The sequence below is a fragment of the Streptomyces sp. NPDC107517 genome, assembly GCF_055582645.1.
Genome location: NZ_JBVJPM010000006.1, coordinates 1 through 13,825, shown reverse-complemented (window position 1 = coordinate 13,825; position 13,825 = coordinate 1). Strand labels below are relative to the sequence as shown.

Genomic DNA, 13,825 nt, shown 5'->3' with positions numbered 1-13,825 from the left:
AACGCCACTGCGCGCGCCCTCAACACTCCTGCACCGCCAAGGAGATCCCTGTCATGCCCGCACGCTTTCCGCTGCCCGAACGGTGGCGTCCCAAGTCGATCCGAGCGAAGGTCGTCACCCTGCTGACGGTGCCGGTCCTCTCCCTGATGGCCCTGTGGGGGCACGCCGCCGTCACCACCGCGTCGCAGGTCTCGTCCACCGAGCAGTTGCGGCAGATCAACTCGGCCCTGGTGAAGCCGGTCGCGGACTTCACCACCGCGGTCCAGGACGAGCGTGCCGCCGCCCTGAAGTACCGGGCCGCTTCCGGCCCGTCCGCCCGCCACGACTTCGACGCCGCGCGGTCCCGCACGGACAGGGCCGTCACGGCCCTGCGCGCGGGCATCCGCTCCAGCAGCACCGATCTCGCCGCCCTCGACGCCCAGCTGCCCGACCGGATCAGCGCTCTGCTGAAGAGCGCGGGGTCCCTCCCCGAGCAGCGCGGGACGCACCACGACTCCGCCGCCGTGTTCTCCGGCTACGGCACGGCCGTCGACCGGGCCTTCGCGGTGCGCGCGGGGCTCGCGGGCGCCGACCGCCCCGACCGCGCCTCCCACACCCGCACCGTCCTCGAACTGGCCCGTGCCCGTGAGGCGTTGAGCCGCCAGGACGCCGTGCTCGGAGCCGCGCAGGCGCGCGGCACCATGTCAGCCGCCCAGTACCGAGTGTTCATCGGCGACGTCGCCCAGCAGCGCGGGCTCACCAAGGCCGCGGTGCCCGACCTTCGGGCCGAGGGCGCCGCCCGCTACCGCGCCGTCCTCGCGTCCCGCAGCGCCACCGAACTCACCACCGCTCAGGACGCCGTCCTCGACGCCGGTCAGCGAGGGGCCGTCTCCGCCGTCTCGGCAGGGGACTGGCACTCCGACGTGGGACACACCCTGGCCGGGCTCGCCACGGCGGAGCGGGCCGCCATCGACACGGGCGCCGACACGGAGCCGTACTCCCTTGCGACCCTGGGCAGCTCCGGCCTCGCTGTGGCCCTAGGCCTGCTCGGTGTGGTCGTCTCACTGCTGCTCTCCGTACGCATCGGGCGCGGCCTCGTCGACGACCTCACCGGACTGCGGAACTCCGCCCTGGAACTCGCCGCCACCCGGCTGCCGGACGCGATCCGCCGCATCCACAGTGGCGACGAACTCGACCTCGAAGCCGAGGCCCCGCTCGCCCGCACCCCCATCCGGGACGAGATCGGCCAGGTCGGCGCCGCGCTGACCACCGTGCAGCGGGCCGCCCTGCGGGCCGTCGCGGGACGCGCCGCCGTCCTCACCGGAGTCTCCGGCGTGTACGTCAGCCTCGCCCGCCGCAGCCAGGTGCTGCTCCACCGCCAGCTGGAGCTCCTCGACGCGATGGAACGCCGTACCGAGAACCCCACGGACCTGGAAGACCTGTTCCGTCTCGACCACTTGACGACCAGGATGCGCCGCCACGCCGAGTCCCTGCTCATCCTGTCCGGCTCCGCACCCGGCCGTGCCTGGCGCAACCCCGTCCCGCTGATCGACGCCGTACGCGCGGGCATCGCGGAGACGGCAGACATCGACCGCGTCCAGCTGCACGACATCCCCGACCTGAGTCTGGCCGGCACGGCGGTGGCCGACCTGATCCACCTGATCGCCGAACTCACCGAGAACGCCGCCGCGTTCTCGCCGCCGCACACCCCCGTGGTGGTGCGCGGAGAAGAGGTCGGGGCCGGTGCCGTCCTGGAGATCGAGGACCGCGGCCTCGGTATGGGCGACGAGGCGCTCGCCGCGGCCAACGAGAAGATCCGGGCCGCGGACATCGACCTCCTCGACTCGCGTCGCCTCGGCCTGTTCGTGGTCAACCGCCTCGCCGAGCGCCAGCAGGTGGACGTCACCCTGCGCCGCTCGGTCTACGGCGGCGTCACCGCCGTCGTCTTCCTTCCGCAGCAGCTCCTCGAGGCACCGCACCCGGGCCTGCGGCCCCTGCCGGAGCAGCCGGCGCTGGAGTCCGGTCACGTACCGGCCCCTGCTCCGGTCGCCGTTCCCGTGCCGGCACAGCAGCGCCCCGAACAGGAACCGATGGCCCGAACCGAGGGTGAGCCCGAGCCGCCGCTCGTTCGCACCACGCCCCGCCAAGAGCCCACTCACGCCCGTCACGCGGCCCCCCGGCCGGCGCCGCCCTCGCCCGCCCCCACCACGGAAGCCGCCTCGAGCCATGACTTCGAGGACGGTCTGCCGCGCCGCGTGCGCCAGGCCAGCCTCGCCCCCGAACTGCGCGGTGACGAGAACGCGGGCGCTGCTTCACGTCCGGCCCAGGGCCCGGCCGCCCGGTCCCCGGAGGCCGCGCGCGCCACGATGGCGTCCCTGCGCTCCGGCCGGCGCCGCGCGTCCGCGGCTCAGGGCGAGCCGGGCACACCCTCCGGCCCGTCCGGCACCCCGCATGCCGCGCCCCACCCCCGCCACGCGACCGAAGAAGGATCCCAAAACCGATGACCCCGACCTTCAACGTCACGAACCTGGGTGACCACGCCGACGACCATGGCACGGGCGGTGTCGACTGGCTCCTCGACGACCTGGTCCACCGGGTCGGGGAGGTCCGGTCCGTGGTCATGCTGTCCACCGACGGCCTGTGCGTCGGCGCCTCCCGCGGCCTGGGCCGTGACGACTCCGAGCGGTTCGCCGCCATCGCCTCCGGCTTCCACTCCCTCGCCAAGGGCGCGGGCCGTCACTTCGACGCGGGCGGCGTCGTCCAGACGATGGTCGAGCTGCACGGCGGTTTCCTCTTCGTGGTCGCCGCGGGCGACGGGTCCTGCATCGCGGTGTTCACCGACGGGCACGCCGATATCGGCCTCGTGGCGTACGAGATGGCCCTGCTGGTCGAGCGCGTGCGGGAGCACCTCGCCGTACCCGTGCGGACGGACGGCGCCCCGACGCCGGACGGCGGGACGCCGTGACCGACCTGCCACCCGGCCGCCGGCCGACGCCCGGCGTGTCCGACCGGGACCGCGACCCCTGGACCGACCGCTACGACGACGAGGCCGGCCCTCTGGTCCGCCTCTACGCGATGACCGCGGGCCGCGCGCGTACGGACAACGGAGCGGAACGCCTCGACCTGATGGCGATCGTCCGCGCCACGTCCGCAACACCGCGCGGCCCGATCCCGCCCGAGCAGCGCCGCTTGCTGGCGCAGTGCGCTCAAGGGCCGTGCCCCGTAGCGGACTTGGCGTCGGACTCGGGTCTGCCGCTCGGCGTCGTACGCGTCCTGCTCGGCGATCTCACCGCCCAGGGGCTGATCCGCATCACCCCGCCCGAGTCCACCGCCGCCGGGAAAGAATCTCCCCCCGCCCACCTCCTGCGAGAAGTGATCAATGGCCTCCGTGCACTCTGACCGCGCCGCGCACGCGGCGCCCGCCGACTTCACCGCTCTCAAGCTCCTGATCGCCGGCGGCTTCGGCGTGGGGAAGACCACGCTGGTGGAGTCGGTCAGTGAGATCCGCCCGCTGCACACCGAGGAACCCCTGACCGAGGCCTCACGTCCGGTGGACAGCCTGGAGGGCGTGGCCACGAAGTCCACGACGACGGTCGCCATGGACTTCGGCCGTATCACCCTGCGCGACACCCTGGCCCTCTACCTCTTCGGGACTCCGGGCCAGGACCGCTTCTGGTTCGTCTGGGACGAGCTGGCCACGGGCTGCCTGGGCGCGGTCGTCCTCGCCGACACCCGGCGTCTCGCGGACTGCTTCCCCGCCATCGACTACTTCGAGAGCCGCGGCATTCCCTTCATCGTCGCCGTGAACTGCTTCGACGGCATCCGAACGCACAGCCAGGGAGCGGTGGCGCGCGCCCTCGACCTCACCGCCGACACCCCGGTCATCCTGTGCGACGTGCGTGACCGGGAGTCCGGCAAGGAGGTCCTGATCTCCCTGGTCGAGCACGTCCTGGCGCTGGAGTCGGTCACCGACTGACCACCTGCGCAAGGTGCTTGCCCAGGTGCGCCGGGTATCCCGAGGGGCAGCCGATGCACGGCAAGGCGCGGCCGTGGGGGCAGCTTCGGTCCGAGACGCGGCTGAAGATCCTGACCGGCGTCGGAGGCGGCGGGAAGACCCACGCGGCCGAAGGTTCTCGGGTGGGGCCGGCGGACGGCGAATTGAGTTGCACGGGCGGCGGCGCGACTCGCACCATCTGTTCATGACCGCAATCACTGCCTCTCTGCCGCCGGCTCCCTCCCTTCGACGCGGGCGCGTTCAGCAGCAGCCCGGCCGACCGTGGAGGCCGATTCTCGTGCGATCGTGATCGCCGCGGTGGTCGCGGGGCTCCTTGCCGGTTATGGCATCGCCATGCCGGTGGGGGCTGTCGGGACATATCTGGTGGCCCTCACAGCACGGACGGCTTTGAAGATCGGTGCTTGCGCCGCGCTCGGGGTTGCCACCGCGGACGGCCTGTACGCCCTGATCGCCGAGGCCGGGGGTTCGGCGCTCGCCCACACGATCCAGCCGGTGCTGCTGCCGCTGCGCTGGGTATCGGCGGTGGTGCTCGTCACGCTGGCGGCCCGGAGCGGTGCCGCGGCTGTGCGGAAATACCGCAGACGTCACGCGCCCGCCCCGGCGGACGAGGGAGTACCGGTCAGCGCGGCCCGCGCCTATCTGGGGCTCTGTGGGATCACGATGATGAACCCACTGACAGTGATCTACTTCGTGGCGTTGGTACTGGGCGGCCAGGCCTCATCGGCGCCGAGCCACGTGGAGCAGGCCGCCTTCGTCCTTGCCGCCTTCGCCGCGTCCGCCAGCTGGCAACTGCTTCTCGCCGGCGGCGGTGCACTGCTCGGCCGAGCCCTGACCGGCGTTCGCGGGCAGCTCGTCACCGCTCTGGCGTCAAGCTTGCTGATGACGGTCCTTGCGTTCCGCCTCCTGGCCACATCGATCTGATACGCCGAGATCCCGCCCTGACGGGCGATCACCTACCGCGTCCCTGGGTGAAAGCCCGAGGCTGAGCCGCGCCGGAGCCTCGCCCGGCTTCAGATGGCCGAGGAGGTCAGCCGCCCCGTTTGAGTCTTACGACGACGGGGGCGCTGAAGGGGTCGCCGGATTGGTTGACCTGGACGTGTCCGGCACCGAGCCACTCGCCGGTGCCGGGCACCCGGTGGATCTCCCCGAGCCACAGGGACTGGTTCGACACTTTGCGGGCGCCGCTGGACAGGGGGAGACGGTGGCGCTTGATCTTCACGCATGTGCCGTCGTCGGTGAGATACCAATTACCGTCCAGGAAAAGGCCTTTGTCGTCTTCACCGACCGGCGTGCGCACCCCGCAACCGCCCGGCGCGGGCTCCTGCTCGACCCACTCGGAGCCGTCCCAGCGCAGCCGGAGGTACTGGTCCGCGGGTTCGTCGTCGACCTCGCCGTGGTTGAAGGTGTTGATGCCGTACGCGCGGACCTCGCCGCTGTCGAGGGCGAAGACCCGGCTGAGGGCAGCACTGGGCTCCGGCGGGACGGGGTCCTTGAAGTGGGCCTGCGGGGTGTCCACCGGTGTCCAGGACGTACCGTCCCAGTGCATCGAGGCGGGCTGGCTGTAGCCCTCGTCGGTGCCCGGTTCGGTGCCTGGCCCCGTTGAGCGGCTGCCGACCGCCCAGACGTCGGCCGGTCCAACGATCGCCAGGTCGGAGGTTCCGTAGGGCAGTCGGGTCGTGGTCCAGCGGGTGCCGTCCCAGTGCTGTGCGGTCTGCTCGGGGGCGTCGAGGATCCAGATGTCGTCCGGGCCCGTGGCCTCGAAGTCCCCGGCGTCGCCTGGCGGAGGGTTCGGCACCGGCGACCAGCGGGTGCCGTCCCACTGTGCCCAGCGGTTCACGGTGGACGCATCTTCAGCGGTGCGCGGCCGCAGCCACAATGTCTTCTCACCGACCTCTTCGAGGGCGGGCGGGTAGAGGCTGGTGCCCAGGGCTTCGGGCAGAGGCTCGCGCTTCCACTGCGTACCGTCGTAGTGCAGGAGACGGGCCTTGGACTCACCGTTGTTCTCCGTCGCCACCGCCCAGATGTCGTCCTCGGCGAGGGCGGCGACATCGGTGACCTTTCCGCTGAAGTCCGCGATGTGCTCGAACTCCCAGGTGAGGGAGTCGGCAGAGCTCTTCGGCGGCGCGCCTTTGCCGCCGGAGTCCGCCGTGCCGCCGGAGCCCGTGGCGCATCCCGCAGCTGTGAGGAGAGTGGTCAGCACGGCGACGGTCACCCTGCCCATGCCCCCGCGCCCGATGCCTGGCGCTCCGCCCATATCGCACCTCTCCTCGCTCCCCCCGGAGCTGCTCTCCAGCAGGGTCCTTCGACGCCGCGCGCATCTCCTCGCCCAGCCAGGACGGCTCGTGGCCCGCCCGCCACTGGACGACCGGCCACCGCCAAGTCGTCGGTGGCGGCCGGAATCCCTTCCTGCCTGGGACAGACAACAGAAAGCTCCACTGAACACTCTCGCACCTCCGGTGCCGCCCTCTGTAACGCCCGTGCCAGCACTATGATCGTCGCGGATCAGCCCCCATCTGCAGGAGGCCATGATGTCCCACCCCTCCGTCCTTGCCGCACTGACGTCCGCCTTGCGCAGTGGCGCGATCGAGGTCGTCGACCTCACGGCGCCGTTGTCGTCGTCCACACCGGTGCTCCAGCTGCCCGCCCAGTTCGGCCAGACCGCGGTCTTCGAACTCGAGGAGATCAGCCGCTACGACGACCGGGGACCCGCCTGGTACTGGAACAACTTCCGCAGCGGCGAGCACACCGGCACGCACTTCGACGCCCCCAACCACTGGGTCACCGGGCAGGGCCTCGCCGACGTGGCATCCGTGCCCGCACAGCAACTGATCGCCCCGGCAGCCGTGTTGGACTTCTCCGCCGAGGCGGCCGCGAACCCGGACTTCCTGGTCGACGTCGAGCACGTCAAGGCGTGGGAAGCACAGCACGGGCCGCTGCCCGACGGGGGCTGGCTGCTGCTGCGCACAGGATGGGACGATCGCTCGCATGCTCAGCAGGAGTTCCTCAACGCCGATGAGAACGGCCCGCACACCCCGGGGCTTTCGGCGGAGTGCGCCCGCTGGGTCGCCGAAGAGGCGCCCGTGATCGGTCTCGGGGTCGAGACCGTGGGCACCGACGCGGGCCAGGCATCGGGCTTTGATCCCGCCTTCCCGTGCCATTCCTTCCTGATGGGCAGCGGCAAGTACGGCCTGACCCAGCTGCAGCACCTCGCCGCGCTGCCGCCGACCGGCGCCGTTGTCCTGGCCGGGCCGCTGCCCATCGTCACCGGATCCGGCGCGCCCGCCCGCGTGCTCGCACTGGTGGAGCGCGCGTGAAGGTCGCAGAAGCGGTCGGCCGGGCCCTGGCCGCGGCCGGCGTCGACCACGTCTTCGGGGTCGTCGGTTCGGGGAACTTTCACCTGACCAACGCCTTGGTCGCGGCCGGCTCCCGGTACGTCGCGGCCCGCCACGAAGGCGGGGCGGCCACCATGGCCGACGCCTATTCCCGCATGAGCGGCAAGGTGGCGGCGCTGTCGGTGCATCAGGGGTGCGGGCTGACCAATGCCCTCACCGGCATCGCCGAGGCGGCCAAGAGCCGCACCCCGCTGCTCGTTCTGGCGGCGGAGACCACCGAGACCACCTCGAACTTCTACGTCGACCAGGACGCGCTGGCCCACTCGGTGGGTGCCGTCAGCGCGCGTGTGACCTCGGCCGAGGACGCGGTCGAGCAGGCATGCGCCGCCGTGCGGCGAGCCCTGCACGAGCGTCGCACCGTACTGCTCAACCTGCCGCTGGAGATCCAGGCCCTGAATGTTCCCGAGGGCACCTCGATCACGCCGCCTCCCGAACGGACCCCGGTCGAACCGGAGTCGGACGCCGTCGCCCAGCTGGTGCAGACTCTCGAACGCGCGGAGCGCCCAGTCTTCGTCGCCGGACGGGGAGCACGGACGCCGGCCGGCCGCGACGCCCTGGCCGCGCTCGCCGAGCAGCACGGCGCGCTGCTGGCCACCTCTGCCGTCGCCCGCGGCCTGTTCCACGACAACCCGTGGTCGCTCGACGTGTCCGGAGGCTTCGCCTCGCCCCTGACCGCGGAACTCGTCAAGGGCGCGGATGTGATCGTGGGCTGGGGCTGCGCACTGAACATGTGGACGACGCGGCACGGCAGGCTGATCGGCCCGGAGGCCACCGTCGTTCAGATCGACGACGACCCGTCCGCCCTGGGCCGGCACCGCACTGTCCACCTCGGCGTGATCGGCGACGTCGAACGCACGGCACGGAGGGCCCTCGAAGCGAGCGGCGGGCGACGAACCGGCTACCGCACCCCCACCGTCAGAGAGTCCATCGCCGCACGCGTGCGCTGGCGCGACGTGTCCTACGAGGACGAGAGCAGCCATGAGCGCATCGACCCGCGCACTCTGAGCATCGCTCTGGACGACCTCCTGCCCGTCGAGCGCGTGATCGGCGTGGACTCCGGGAACTTCATGGGCTACCCGTCCATGTTCCTGTCGGTGCCCGACCACAACAGCCTGTGCTTCACCCAGGCCTTCCAGTCCATCGGCCTGGGCCTTGCGACGGCGATCGGTGCGGCGCTGGCCCGGCCCGACCGGCTGCCCGTCGCCGCGCTGGGCGACGGCGGCGCGCTGATGAGCGCCGCAGAACTGGACACAGTGCGCCGCCTGGGACTGCCGATGGTGGTCGTCGTCTACAACGACGACGCGTATGGGGCAGAGGTCCATCACTTTTCTCCGGGCCAATTCCCCCTGGACACGGTCGAGTTCCCGCCCACCGATATCGCCGCCATCGCCCGGGGCTACGGCTTCGAAGCGGTCACCGTCCACACTCCCGCCGACCTCGAACCCGTCCGGAACTGGGTCGCCGGGCCCCGTTCCACACCCCTGCTCATCGATGCCAAGGTCACCGCCGAACACGGGGCCTGGTGGCTGGAGGAAGCCTTCCGCGGCCACTGAGAGACGGCGAAAGCACCTTGTTTCCGTCGGATTGTGCAGGAGAGGCCCGGAGTGTGAGGCGTGGGCTGCGAGGCCTGTTGGTGTCCACGGGGGCGTTGGCGAGCCTTGATCCGGCCGAGTCTCGGCCGCTCTCGCAGACTTGTTCGCGGGCGGGCTGAGAGAGGCGGTCGCGGCGGGCGTCCCGGACGCGCATGCCATGACCGTATCGACCGCCGCAGACCCGCACCCGCCCCACCTGGGTGATCAACCAGGACAGCACTCGGCAATCCCGCATCCTTCGGGTCACCGCCCGGTAGGTCTTGTGACCGCTCACTGATGAACTGGTGCCATCCACGCCGACGGCCCGCACCGGCTCTCGCGGACCCGGCCGGTGAATACGGAGAGGTGCTGCGTGGCGCTCGTGGAGTGCGCCACGCACCGCCGCCGACGCATTGCACAAAGCAGAGCGGTACGGCCGCACCCTGGTCAAGATCGGCCGGTTCGAACCGACCTCCCAGACCTGCTCCACCTGCGGCGTCAAGGATGGACCCAAACCCCTCAACGTCCGGGAGTGGACCTGTGCTGCCTGCGGTACGGTCCACGACCGGGACACCAACGCCGCGATCAATGTGAAGACGGCCGCCGGGCTGGCGGTATCGGCCTGCGGAGCGCCGGTAAGACCAGGAGCGATCCCGGCACAGCGCGAAGAACCAGGAAGCCACGGATTCCCGACCGACCCCTTTGCCGCGCAGCGGCACAGCAACGATCGAGAAGGCCAGAATCCTCGGGCTGCAGCCCGAGGAGCAAGTCAACACAACATCGCCGACCCCTGGGCCGGCCAGCGCCATTCGTACCAGGAGGACGACGGCCCGTAACGGGCCGATTCGCCGACACAACCTCCAAGCCGAGCGGCGCACATGCCACGCTTATTGGCCGATCTGCCAAGCATTAGCAAGTTCACTAGGCGATTCCTTGCGGCAGATGCAAGATAGGTATTGCTGTTCGGGGCGCGGACGTGTCACGCCTCGGCCCGGCCCACAAGGCGAGGTCCCTCCATGGTCATGCGCACCCACGACGGCAGCGCCAGCGACGTCGACTACGGCACCATCGGCTCCGGATACGCCTCCTACCGCCGCCCTGACGAGCGCATCGCCCACGTCATCGCTGAGGCCCTCGGCGATGCGCGCACCGTCCTCAATGTCGGGGCGGGAACCGGGTCTTATGAAACCGAGGCGCGCACGATCACGGCGGTTGAGCCCTCCCTGGCCATGCGCGTCCGGCGCCCGGCCCAACTCGCCACCGCGATCGACGCCGTCGCCGAAGCCCTCCCCTTCGCCGACGGGCAGTTCGACGCGGCGATGACCCTCTTCAGCGTCCATCAGTGGTCCGACGTCGAAGCCGGGCTACGGGAGATGCGACGCGTCACCCACGGCCCCGTCGTAATCCTGACCTGCGACCCTGCCCGCGTTCGCGACTTCTGGCTCTACGAGTACGCGCCCGACGTCCTGGAGGTCGAAGCGCGCCGTTACCCTCCCCTGGACCGGCTCAACGCCACGCTCGGCGGCACCACCACCATCAAGCCCGTTCCCATCCCGCTGGACTGCACCGACGGCTTCAATGAGGCGTACTACGGCCGCCCCGAACTCCTCCTCGACCCCGCCGCCCGGCAAGCCTGCTCGGCCTGGAGCTTCGTCGACGACCGCGCCCGCCAGGACTTCGACACCTCGCTGCGCCGCGCCCTCGGCTCGGGCGCCTGGGACGAAGCGTTCGGCCACCTGCGCAGCCGCCCGACCTACAACGGATCCCTTGTCCTGCTGCGTGCCACCCCATGACCACGGCAGCGACACCTCCCGCGGAAAGGGGCGCAGGGTGGACCCGCTCGCACGCCGCCAGATGATCGCCAACGTGCAGGTCGAGCGACAGCGACTGCTGCCGGAACACGAGGAAGCCACGCAGACCACCATCGAGATGCTCCGCGCCGGCACCGGCCGGGCCGGCGACCCCCGGCTGGTTCCGTATCTCAACCTTGCGTTCCTGCTAGGCGTCAAAAGGTCATACGGCGACGACAAGTTGATGGCCCTGGCGCTGTCGGTGGCGAACTGGGCCACCACCGCCATCAACGACCTCGCCCATCACACCGGCCGTACCCCTCAACAGATCATCGACCAGTACGAGACCGACATCATCGCCGGCTACGAGGACCTCACCTGACGCCGGGCGTACGCATCGGCCCATCGTGGTGGCCCCGGCAACAACGGCGGCCTTGCTGTAGCCGTTGGTTCGGCCATGGCCTCGGGGTGCGCGAGGCGGAGCATCGTCACGTTACGTTCTAATCCTCCGGCTCCCAGGCCTGAAGCAGGTCGAAGAGACGTCGGTCGCCGTCGACCTTCAGGGAGTCCGCCGGAATACGGCCGTACACGAAGAGAACCAGCTCGCTGGCCGTGCCGCGAACGGAGACGCCAGCCGCGTCCGGGTCCTCGTCGGCAGCGGTGACAGGCGTCGTGCCGGGCGCGGAGATACGGGTCGAGCGTGCGCCGTCGCCGTCGACCGTGAGGCGCCAGGAGTGGCCCTCGGTGGCGTGGAAGTCGAAGGCAGTGGGCTTGTGCGGCCAGGCGCTCGTCGTTGCGACGCAGGTGAACAGGAACTCCTCGACACCGTCGAGAGCCACCTCGTCCGGCAGTGGCTCCGGGGCACCCACGGTGACCTGGGCGTCGTAGGTGTGCACCGCGATCTGCTGGAGTTGGTGCCGGGCGACGGCGCCACAGGTCTGCGGCGACTGGGACGCACCCCACCACGTCCAGCAACCGCGATCCGGTCCGGCCTCCCGCAGTGCGTCCAGCAACTCCTGCGTCGACGCGGCCAACCAGGCCGGCATGTCCTCGCGCTCCCGAGGCGCAGCCAGGGCGCCCTCTGGTACGGACTTGGCCGGAGCAGGCCCGGCGGCGACGGTGGCGGCCCAGGCACGGCGCCCCTCGCCGATGTGCTGCGCCAGATCGAACAGCGTCCACTCCGGGCAGGTCGGCACCTGTACGTCGAGGCTGGGCGCGGAGGCGACCGCGGCGCGGAAGGCGGTTGACCGTTCGTCGATCAGTCGCAGCAGAGCGGGGAACGTAAGTGTCGTTGTCACATGGACTCTTTATCACCGTGTTCCGACAATCGGACAGTGATTTTCACGGCTGACGCGACAGGCGCGGGCCATGGCGCGGGCCGGCGCCGATGAGCTGGTCGGCGAGGTGGTGTGAGTGGTGCAAATAAGCTTTGGCACATGGGAGTTGCCGGATGCACTGGGCATGCTGGACCTGGCCTTGATGGCGGCGTGCGAGCAGAAGCCCCTCCGACGCCCATCATCTCGGGGACGAGGAGTTCGTCGTGGCCCTTGCCGCCGGAGACGACACCGATGACGGTGAGCTGGTCACCTGGCGAGTCCCACATGCGCAGAGAGCGCTGCTGGCCCACCGTCCCGGTGGACAGCAGCAGAAGGGCGATGTCACCGGCGCCTCGCCCTCCCTGCGTCTTGGATCGCATTCGAGGGCCGGCTCACCTCAGCCGCGACTGAACCCCGACAACGTCGTCAAAGCGGTGTCTGTGGCCCTCTGCCCCGCCGTCCGCATTCGTGAACCCGTTCGGGGTAGGACGGATCGACGGAATATGGGTGGAGCGGGAAAAGGCAGAGTGCGCCGAGTGGACAGGAGTGCCGCAGGTGGGTGGCGGGCGCGAGCACGGCGATTCCGAGGAGTACGACGCCGAGGTGCGCCAGCTCGCGACACTCAACCGTTTGGCGGGCCCGACCGCCGTCGGATCCGGCACGGCGTCCGAGCGGACGCGACACCGCGGAGCCGACCTGCTCGTGACGGGGCATGCCCTGGCGCGGGCCGCATCGCTCGGGGAGGCGCTCACCCTGATCTCCCAGCTGGCAGACGCCGGCCTGCCGTTGTGCGGTCAGGCGGTGTTCCGGTCCGACCGCGAAGTCCTGAAGTGCGTGGGCCAGGTCGGCTTCCGCGACGGCGAGGTCGACGCGCTTCGACTGCCTCTCGGCACGATTCATCCGGCCGCGCAGGTGGCCCGGAGCAGGTCGACACGGTCCTCCTGCTCGTCTCCGAACTCCTCGGGAACGTACTGATCCACACCGATCACGCCGCTGTCCTTCGGGCCGAAATCGGCGGCGCCGCCCAAGGCCGGCGACGACTGCGCGTGGAGGTCACCGACCGCAGCGACGAGGTCCCTCACCGGCGCGCCCCCGGCGAACTCTCCTCCTCCGGACGCGGCCTCGTCCTCCTCGACCTGCTGGCCCACCGCTGGAACATCCGCCCCGAACCGGAGGGGAAGACGGTCTGGTTCGAACTCGACGAGGAGGGCCCGGAAGAACCCTGACCCGCGGCCGACCGAGCGTCTGTGCTGTTCTCTCCGCCGCCCGTCAGCCGATCCAGCCCAGCGCACTGCCATCCGCACCCGAATGGCGCCCTGGTGAGGTCGCTCCCGATCCTGACCGTGAAGGCGCCCGCGGCGAGCCGCTGTGTCTCGTTGTAGCCCGTCACGCCGCCCGGTGCGTGATGTGTACTCCGTCGGCCCGCCATTCCCGGAATGCCAAGATGCGGTAGACGATTTCGTCGTCGGAGCCGTGTCAGCGGTCCCGCGTCCGTGGAGAGCACCTTCGAGGCTCCCGATGAAGAGCGCCTCGCTGGGGCCGAGTTCGCCAAGATGGCGGACGAGCTTAGGCAGTGGAGGCGCGGAGGCCTCGGAAGGCGGGGCGGCCTCTGATTCTTCCTGGCCTGTCACAAGGGCGGCCCTGTGCTTCCGCCTGTCGTGGTGGGAGAGCGGGGGCTTTCGTGCGGGGTGGTGTGGCTATGCGATGGGTGTGGAGCGGATGGCGGAGATGTCGAACTGGAGTCGGACTTTTTCGCTGACCA

Annotated in this window: 12 protein-coding genes and 2 pseudogenes; 12 read left to right on the top strand and 2 right to left on the bottom strand. The window is 70.6% G+C overall.

Annotated features, from left to right (window positions below; genetic code table 11):
• Positions 1-53: 53 nt before the first annotated feature.
• The 5 genes from ACZ67T_RS15965 to ACZ67T_RS15945 all read left to right on the top strand — a co-directional run bounded on the left by ACZ67T_RS15965 (position 54) and on the right by ACZ67T_RS15945 (position 4,915).
• Positions 54-2,483, top strand: coding sequence for a sensor histidine kinase (locus ACZ67T_RS15965; RefSeq protein WP_469984452.1), 2,430 nt, complete (start codon positions 54-56; stop codon positions 2,481-2,483).
• Positions 2,480-2,944 carry a roadblock/LC7 domain-containing protein gene (locus ACZ67T_RS15960; protein ID WP_469984451.1) on the top strand — a complete coding sequence of 155 codons (465 nt, stop codon included), beginning with the start codon at positions 2,480-2,482 and terminating at the stop codon, positions 2,942-2,944. The genes ACZ67T_RS15965 and ACZ67T_RS15960 overlap by 4 nt, the downstream gene beginning before the upstream one ends.
• Entirely contained in the window at positions 2,941-3,378 is a 438-nt protein-coding gene (locus ACZ67T_RS15955; RefSeq protein ID WP_469984449.1) for a DUF742 domain-containing protein, read from the top strand. Before ACZ67T_RS15960 ends, ACZ67T_RS15955 begins: the two co-directional genes overlap by 4 nt.
• Positions 3,359-3,955 carry a GTP-binding protein gene (locus ACZ67T_RS15950; RefSeq protein ID WP_469984448.1) on the top strand — a complete coding sequence of 199 codons (597 nt, stop codon included), beginning with the start codon at positions 3,359-3,361 and terminating at the stop codon, positions 3,953-3,955. The genes ACZ67T_RS15955 and ACZ67T_RS15950 overlap by 20 nt, the downstream gene beginning before the upstream one ends.
• 324 nt (positions 3,956-4,279) lie before the next feature.
• Positions 4,280-4,915 carry a LysE family transporter gene (locus ACZ67T_RS15945; RefSeq protein ID WP_469984446.1) on the top strand — a complete coding sequence of 212 codons (636 nt, stop codon included), beginning with the start codon at positions 4,280-4,282 and terminating at the stop codon, positions 4,913-4,915.
• 106 nt (positions 4,916-5,021) lie between these two features.
• Here the strand turns inward: ACZ67T_RS15945 and ACZ67T_RS15940 are convergent, their stop codons facing one another.
• Entirely contained in the window at positions 5,022-6,248 is a 1,227-nt protein-coding gene (locus tag ACZ67T_RS15940; RefSeq protein WP_469984444.1) for a hypothetical protein, read from the bottom strand.
• A gap of 274 nt (positions 6,249-6,522) precedes the next feature.
• Here ACZ67T_RS15940 and ACZ67T_RS15935 point away from each other — a divergent pair, with 274 nt between their 5' ends.
• The 5 genes and pseudogenes from ACZ67T_RS15935 to ACZ67T_RS15915 all read left to right on the top strand — a co-directional run bounded on the left by ACZ67T_RS15935 (position 6,523) and on the right by ACZ67T_RS15915 (position 11,129).
• The gene (locus ACZ67T_RS15935) at positions 6,523-7,308 is read left to right on the top strand and encodes a cyclase family protein (protein WP_469984443.1); all 786 of its coding nucleotides are present in this window, start codon (positions 6,523-6,525) and stop codon (positions 7,306-7,308) included.
• Entirely contained in the window at positions 7,305-8,939 is a 1,635-nt protein-coding gene (locus ACZ67T_RS15930) for a thiamine pyrophosphate-binding protein (protein ID WP_469984441.1), read from the top strand. Before ACZ67T_RS15935 ends, ACZ67T_RS15930 begins: the two co-directional genes overlap by 4 nt.
• A 434-nt stretch (positions 8,940-9,373) precedes the next feature.
• Positions 9,374-9,793, top strand: a pseudogene (locus ACZ67T_RS15925) (zinc ribbon domain-containing protein); the annotation flags it as partial.
• Between the two features lie 180 nt (positions 9,794-9,973).
• Entirely contained in the window at positions 9,974-10,750 is a 777-nt protein-coding gene (locus ACZ67T_RS15920) for a class I SAM-dependent methyltransferase (protein ID WP_469984439.1), read from the top strand.
• Between the two features lie 37 nt (positions 10,751-10,787).
• Positions 10,788-11,129 carry a hypothetical protein gene (locus tag ACZ67T_RS15915; protein ID WP_469984437.1) on the top strand — a complete coding sequence of 114 codons (342 nt, stop codon included), beginning with the start codon at positions 10,788-10,790 and terminating at the stop codon, positions 11,127-11,129.
• Positions 11,130-11,247: 118 nt separating this feature from the next.
• Here ACZ67T_RS15915 and ACZ67T_RS15910 read toward each other — a convergent pair whose 3' ends face one another.
• Positions 11,248-12,045 carry a maleylpyruvate isomerase N-terminal domain-containing protein gene (locus ACZ67T_RS15910; protein WP_469984436.1) on the bottom strand — a complete coding sequence of 266 codons (798 nt, stop codon included), beginning with the start codon at positions 12,043-12,045 and terminating at the stop codon, positions 11,248-11,250.
• Positions 12,046-12,618: 573 nt separating this feature from the next.
• On the opposite strand from ACZ67T_RS15910, the gene ACZ67T_RS15905 reads away from it, so the two are divergent.
• Complete coding sequence (locus ACZ67T_RS15905) at positions 12,619-13,038, top strand: hypothetical protein (RefSeq protein WP_469985025.1); 420 nt, start codon at positions 12,619-12,621, stop codon at positions 13,036-13,038.
• Positions 12,981-13,289 (top strand): annotated as a pseudogene (locus ACZ67T_RS15900) (ATP-binding protein); the annotation flags it as partial. The gene ACZ67T_RS15905 and the pseudogene ACZ67T_RS15900, both read left to right, overlap by 58 nt.
• Between the last annotated feature and the right edge of the window lie 536 nt (positions 13,290-13,825).

What these genes read in the sequence shown, in the direction of transcription:
- ACZ67T_RS15965 (WP_469984452.1), top strand. Translation starts at nt 54, where the DNA reads ATGCCCGCACGCTTTCCGCTGCCCGAACGGTGGCGTCCCAAGTCGATC.
- ACZ67T_RS15960 (WP_469984451.1), top strand. Translation starts at nt 2,480, where the DNA reads ATGACCCCGACCTTCAACGTCACGAACCTGGGTGACCACGCCGACGAC.
- ACZ67T_RS15950 (WP_469984448.1), top strand. Translation starts at nt 3,359, where the DNA reads ATGGCCTCCGTGCACTCTGACCGCGCCGCGCACGCGGCGCCCGCCGAC.
- ACZ67T_RS15940 (WP_469984444.1), bottom strand. Translation starts at nt 6,248, where the DNA reads ATGGGCGGAGCGCCAGGCATCGGGCGCGGGGGCATGGGCAGGGTGACC.
- ACZ67T_RS15935 (WP_469984443.1), top strand. Translation starts at nt 6,523, where the DNA reads ATGTCCCACCCCTCCGTCCTTGCCGCACTGACGTCCGCCTTGCGCAGT.
- ACZ67T_RS15920 (WP_469984439.1), top strand. Translation starts at nt 9,974, where the DNA reads ATGGTCATGCGCACCCACGACGGCAGCGCCAGCGACGTCGACTACGGC.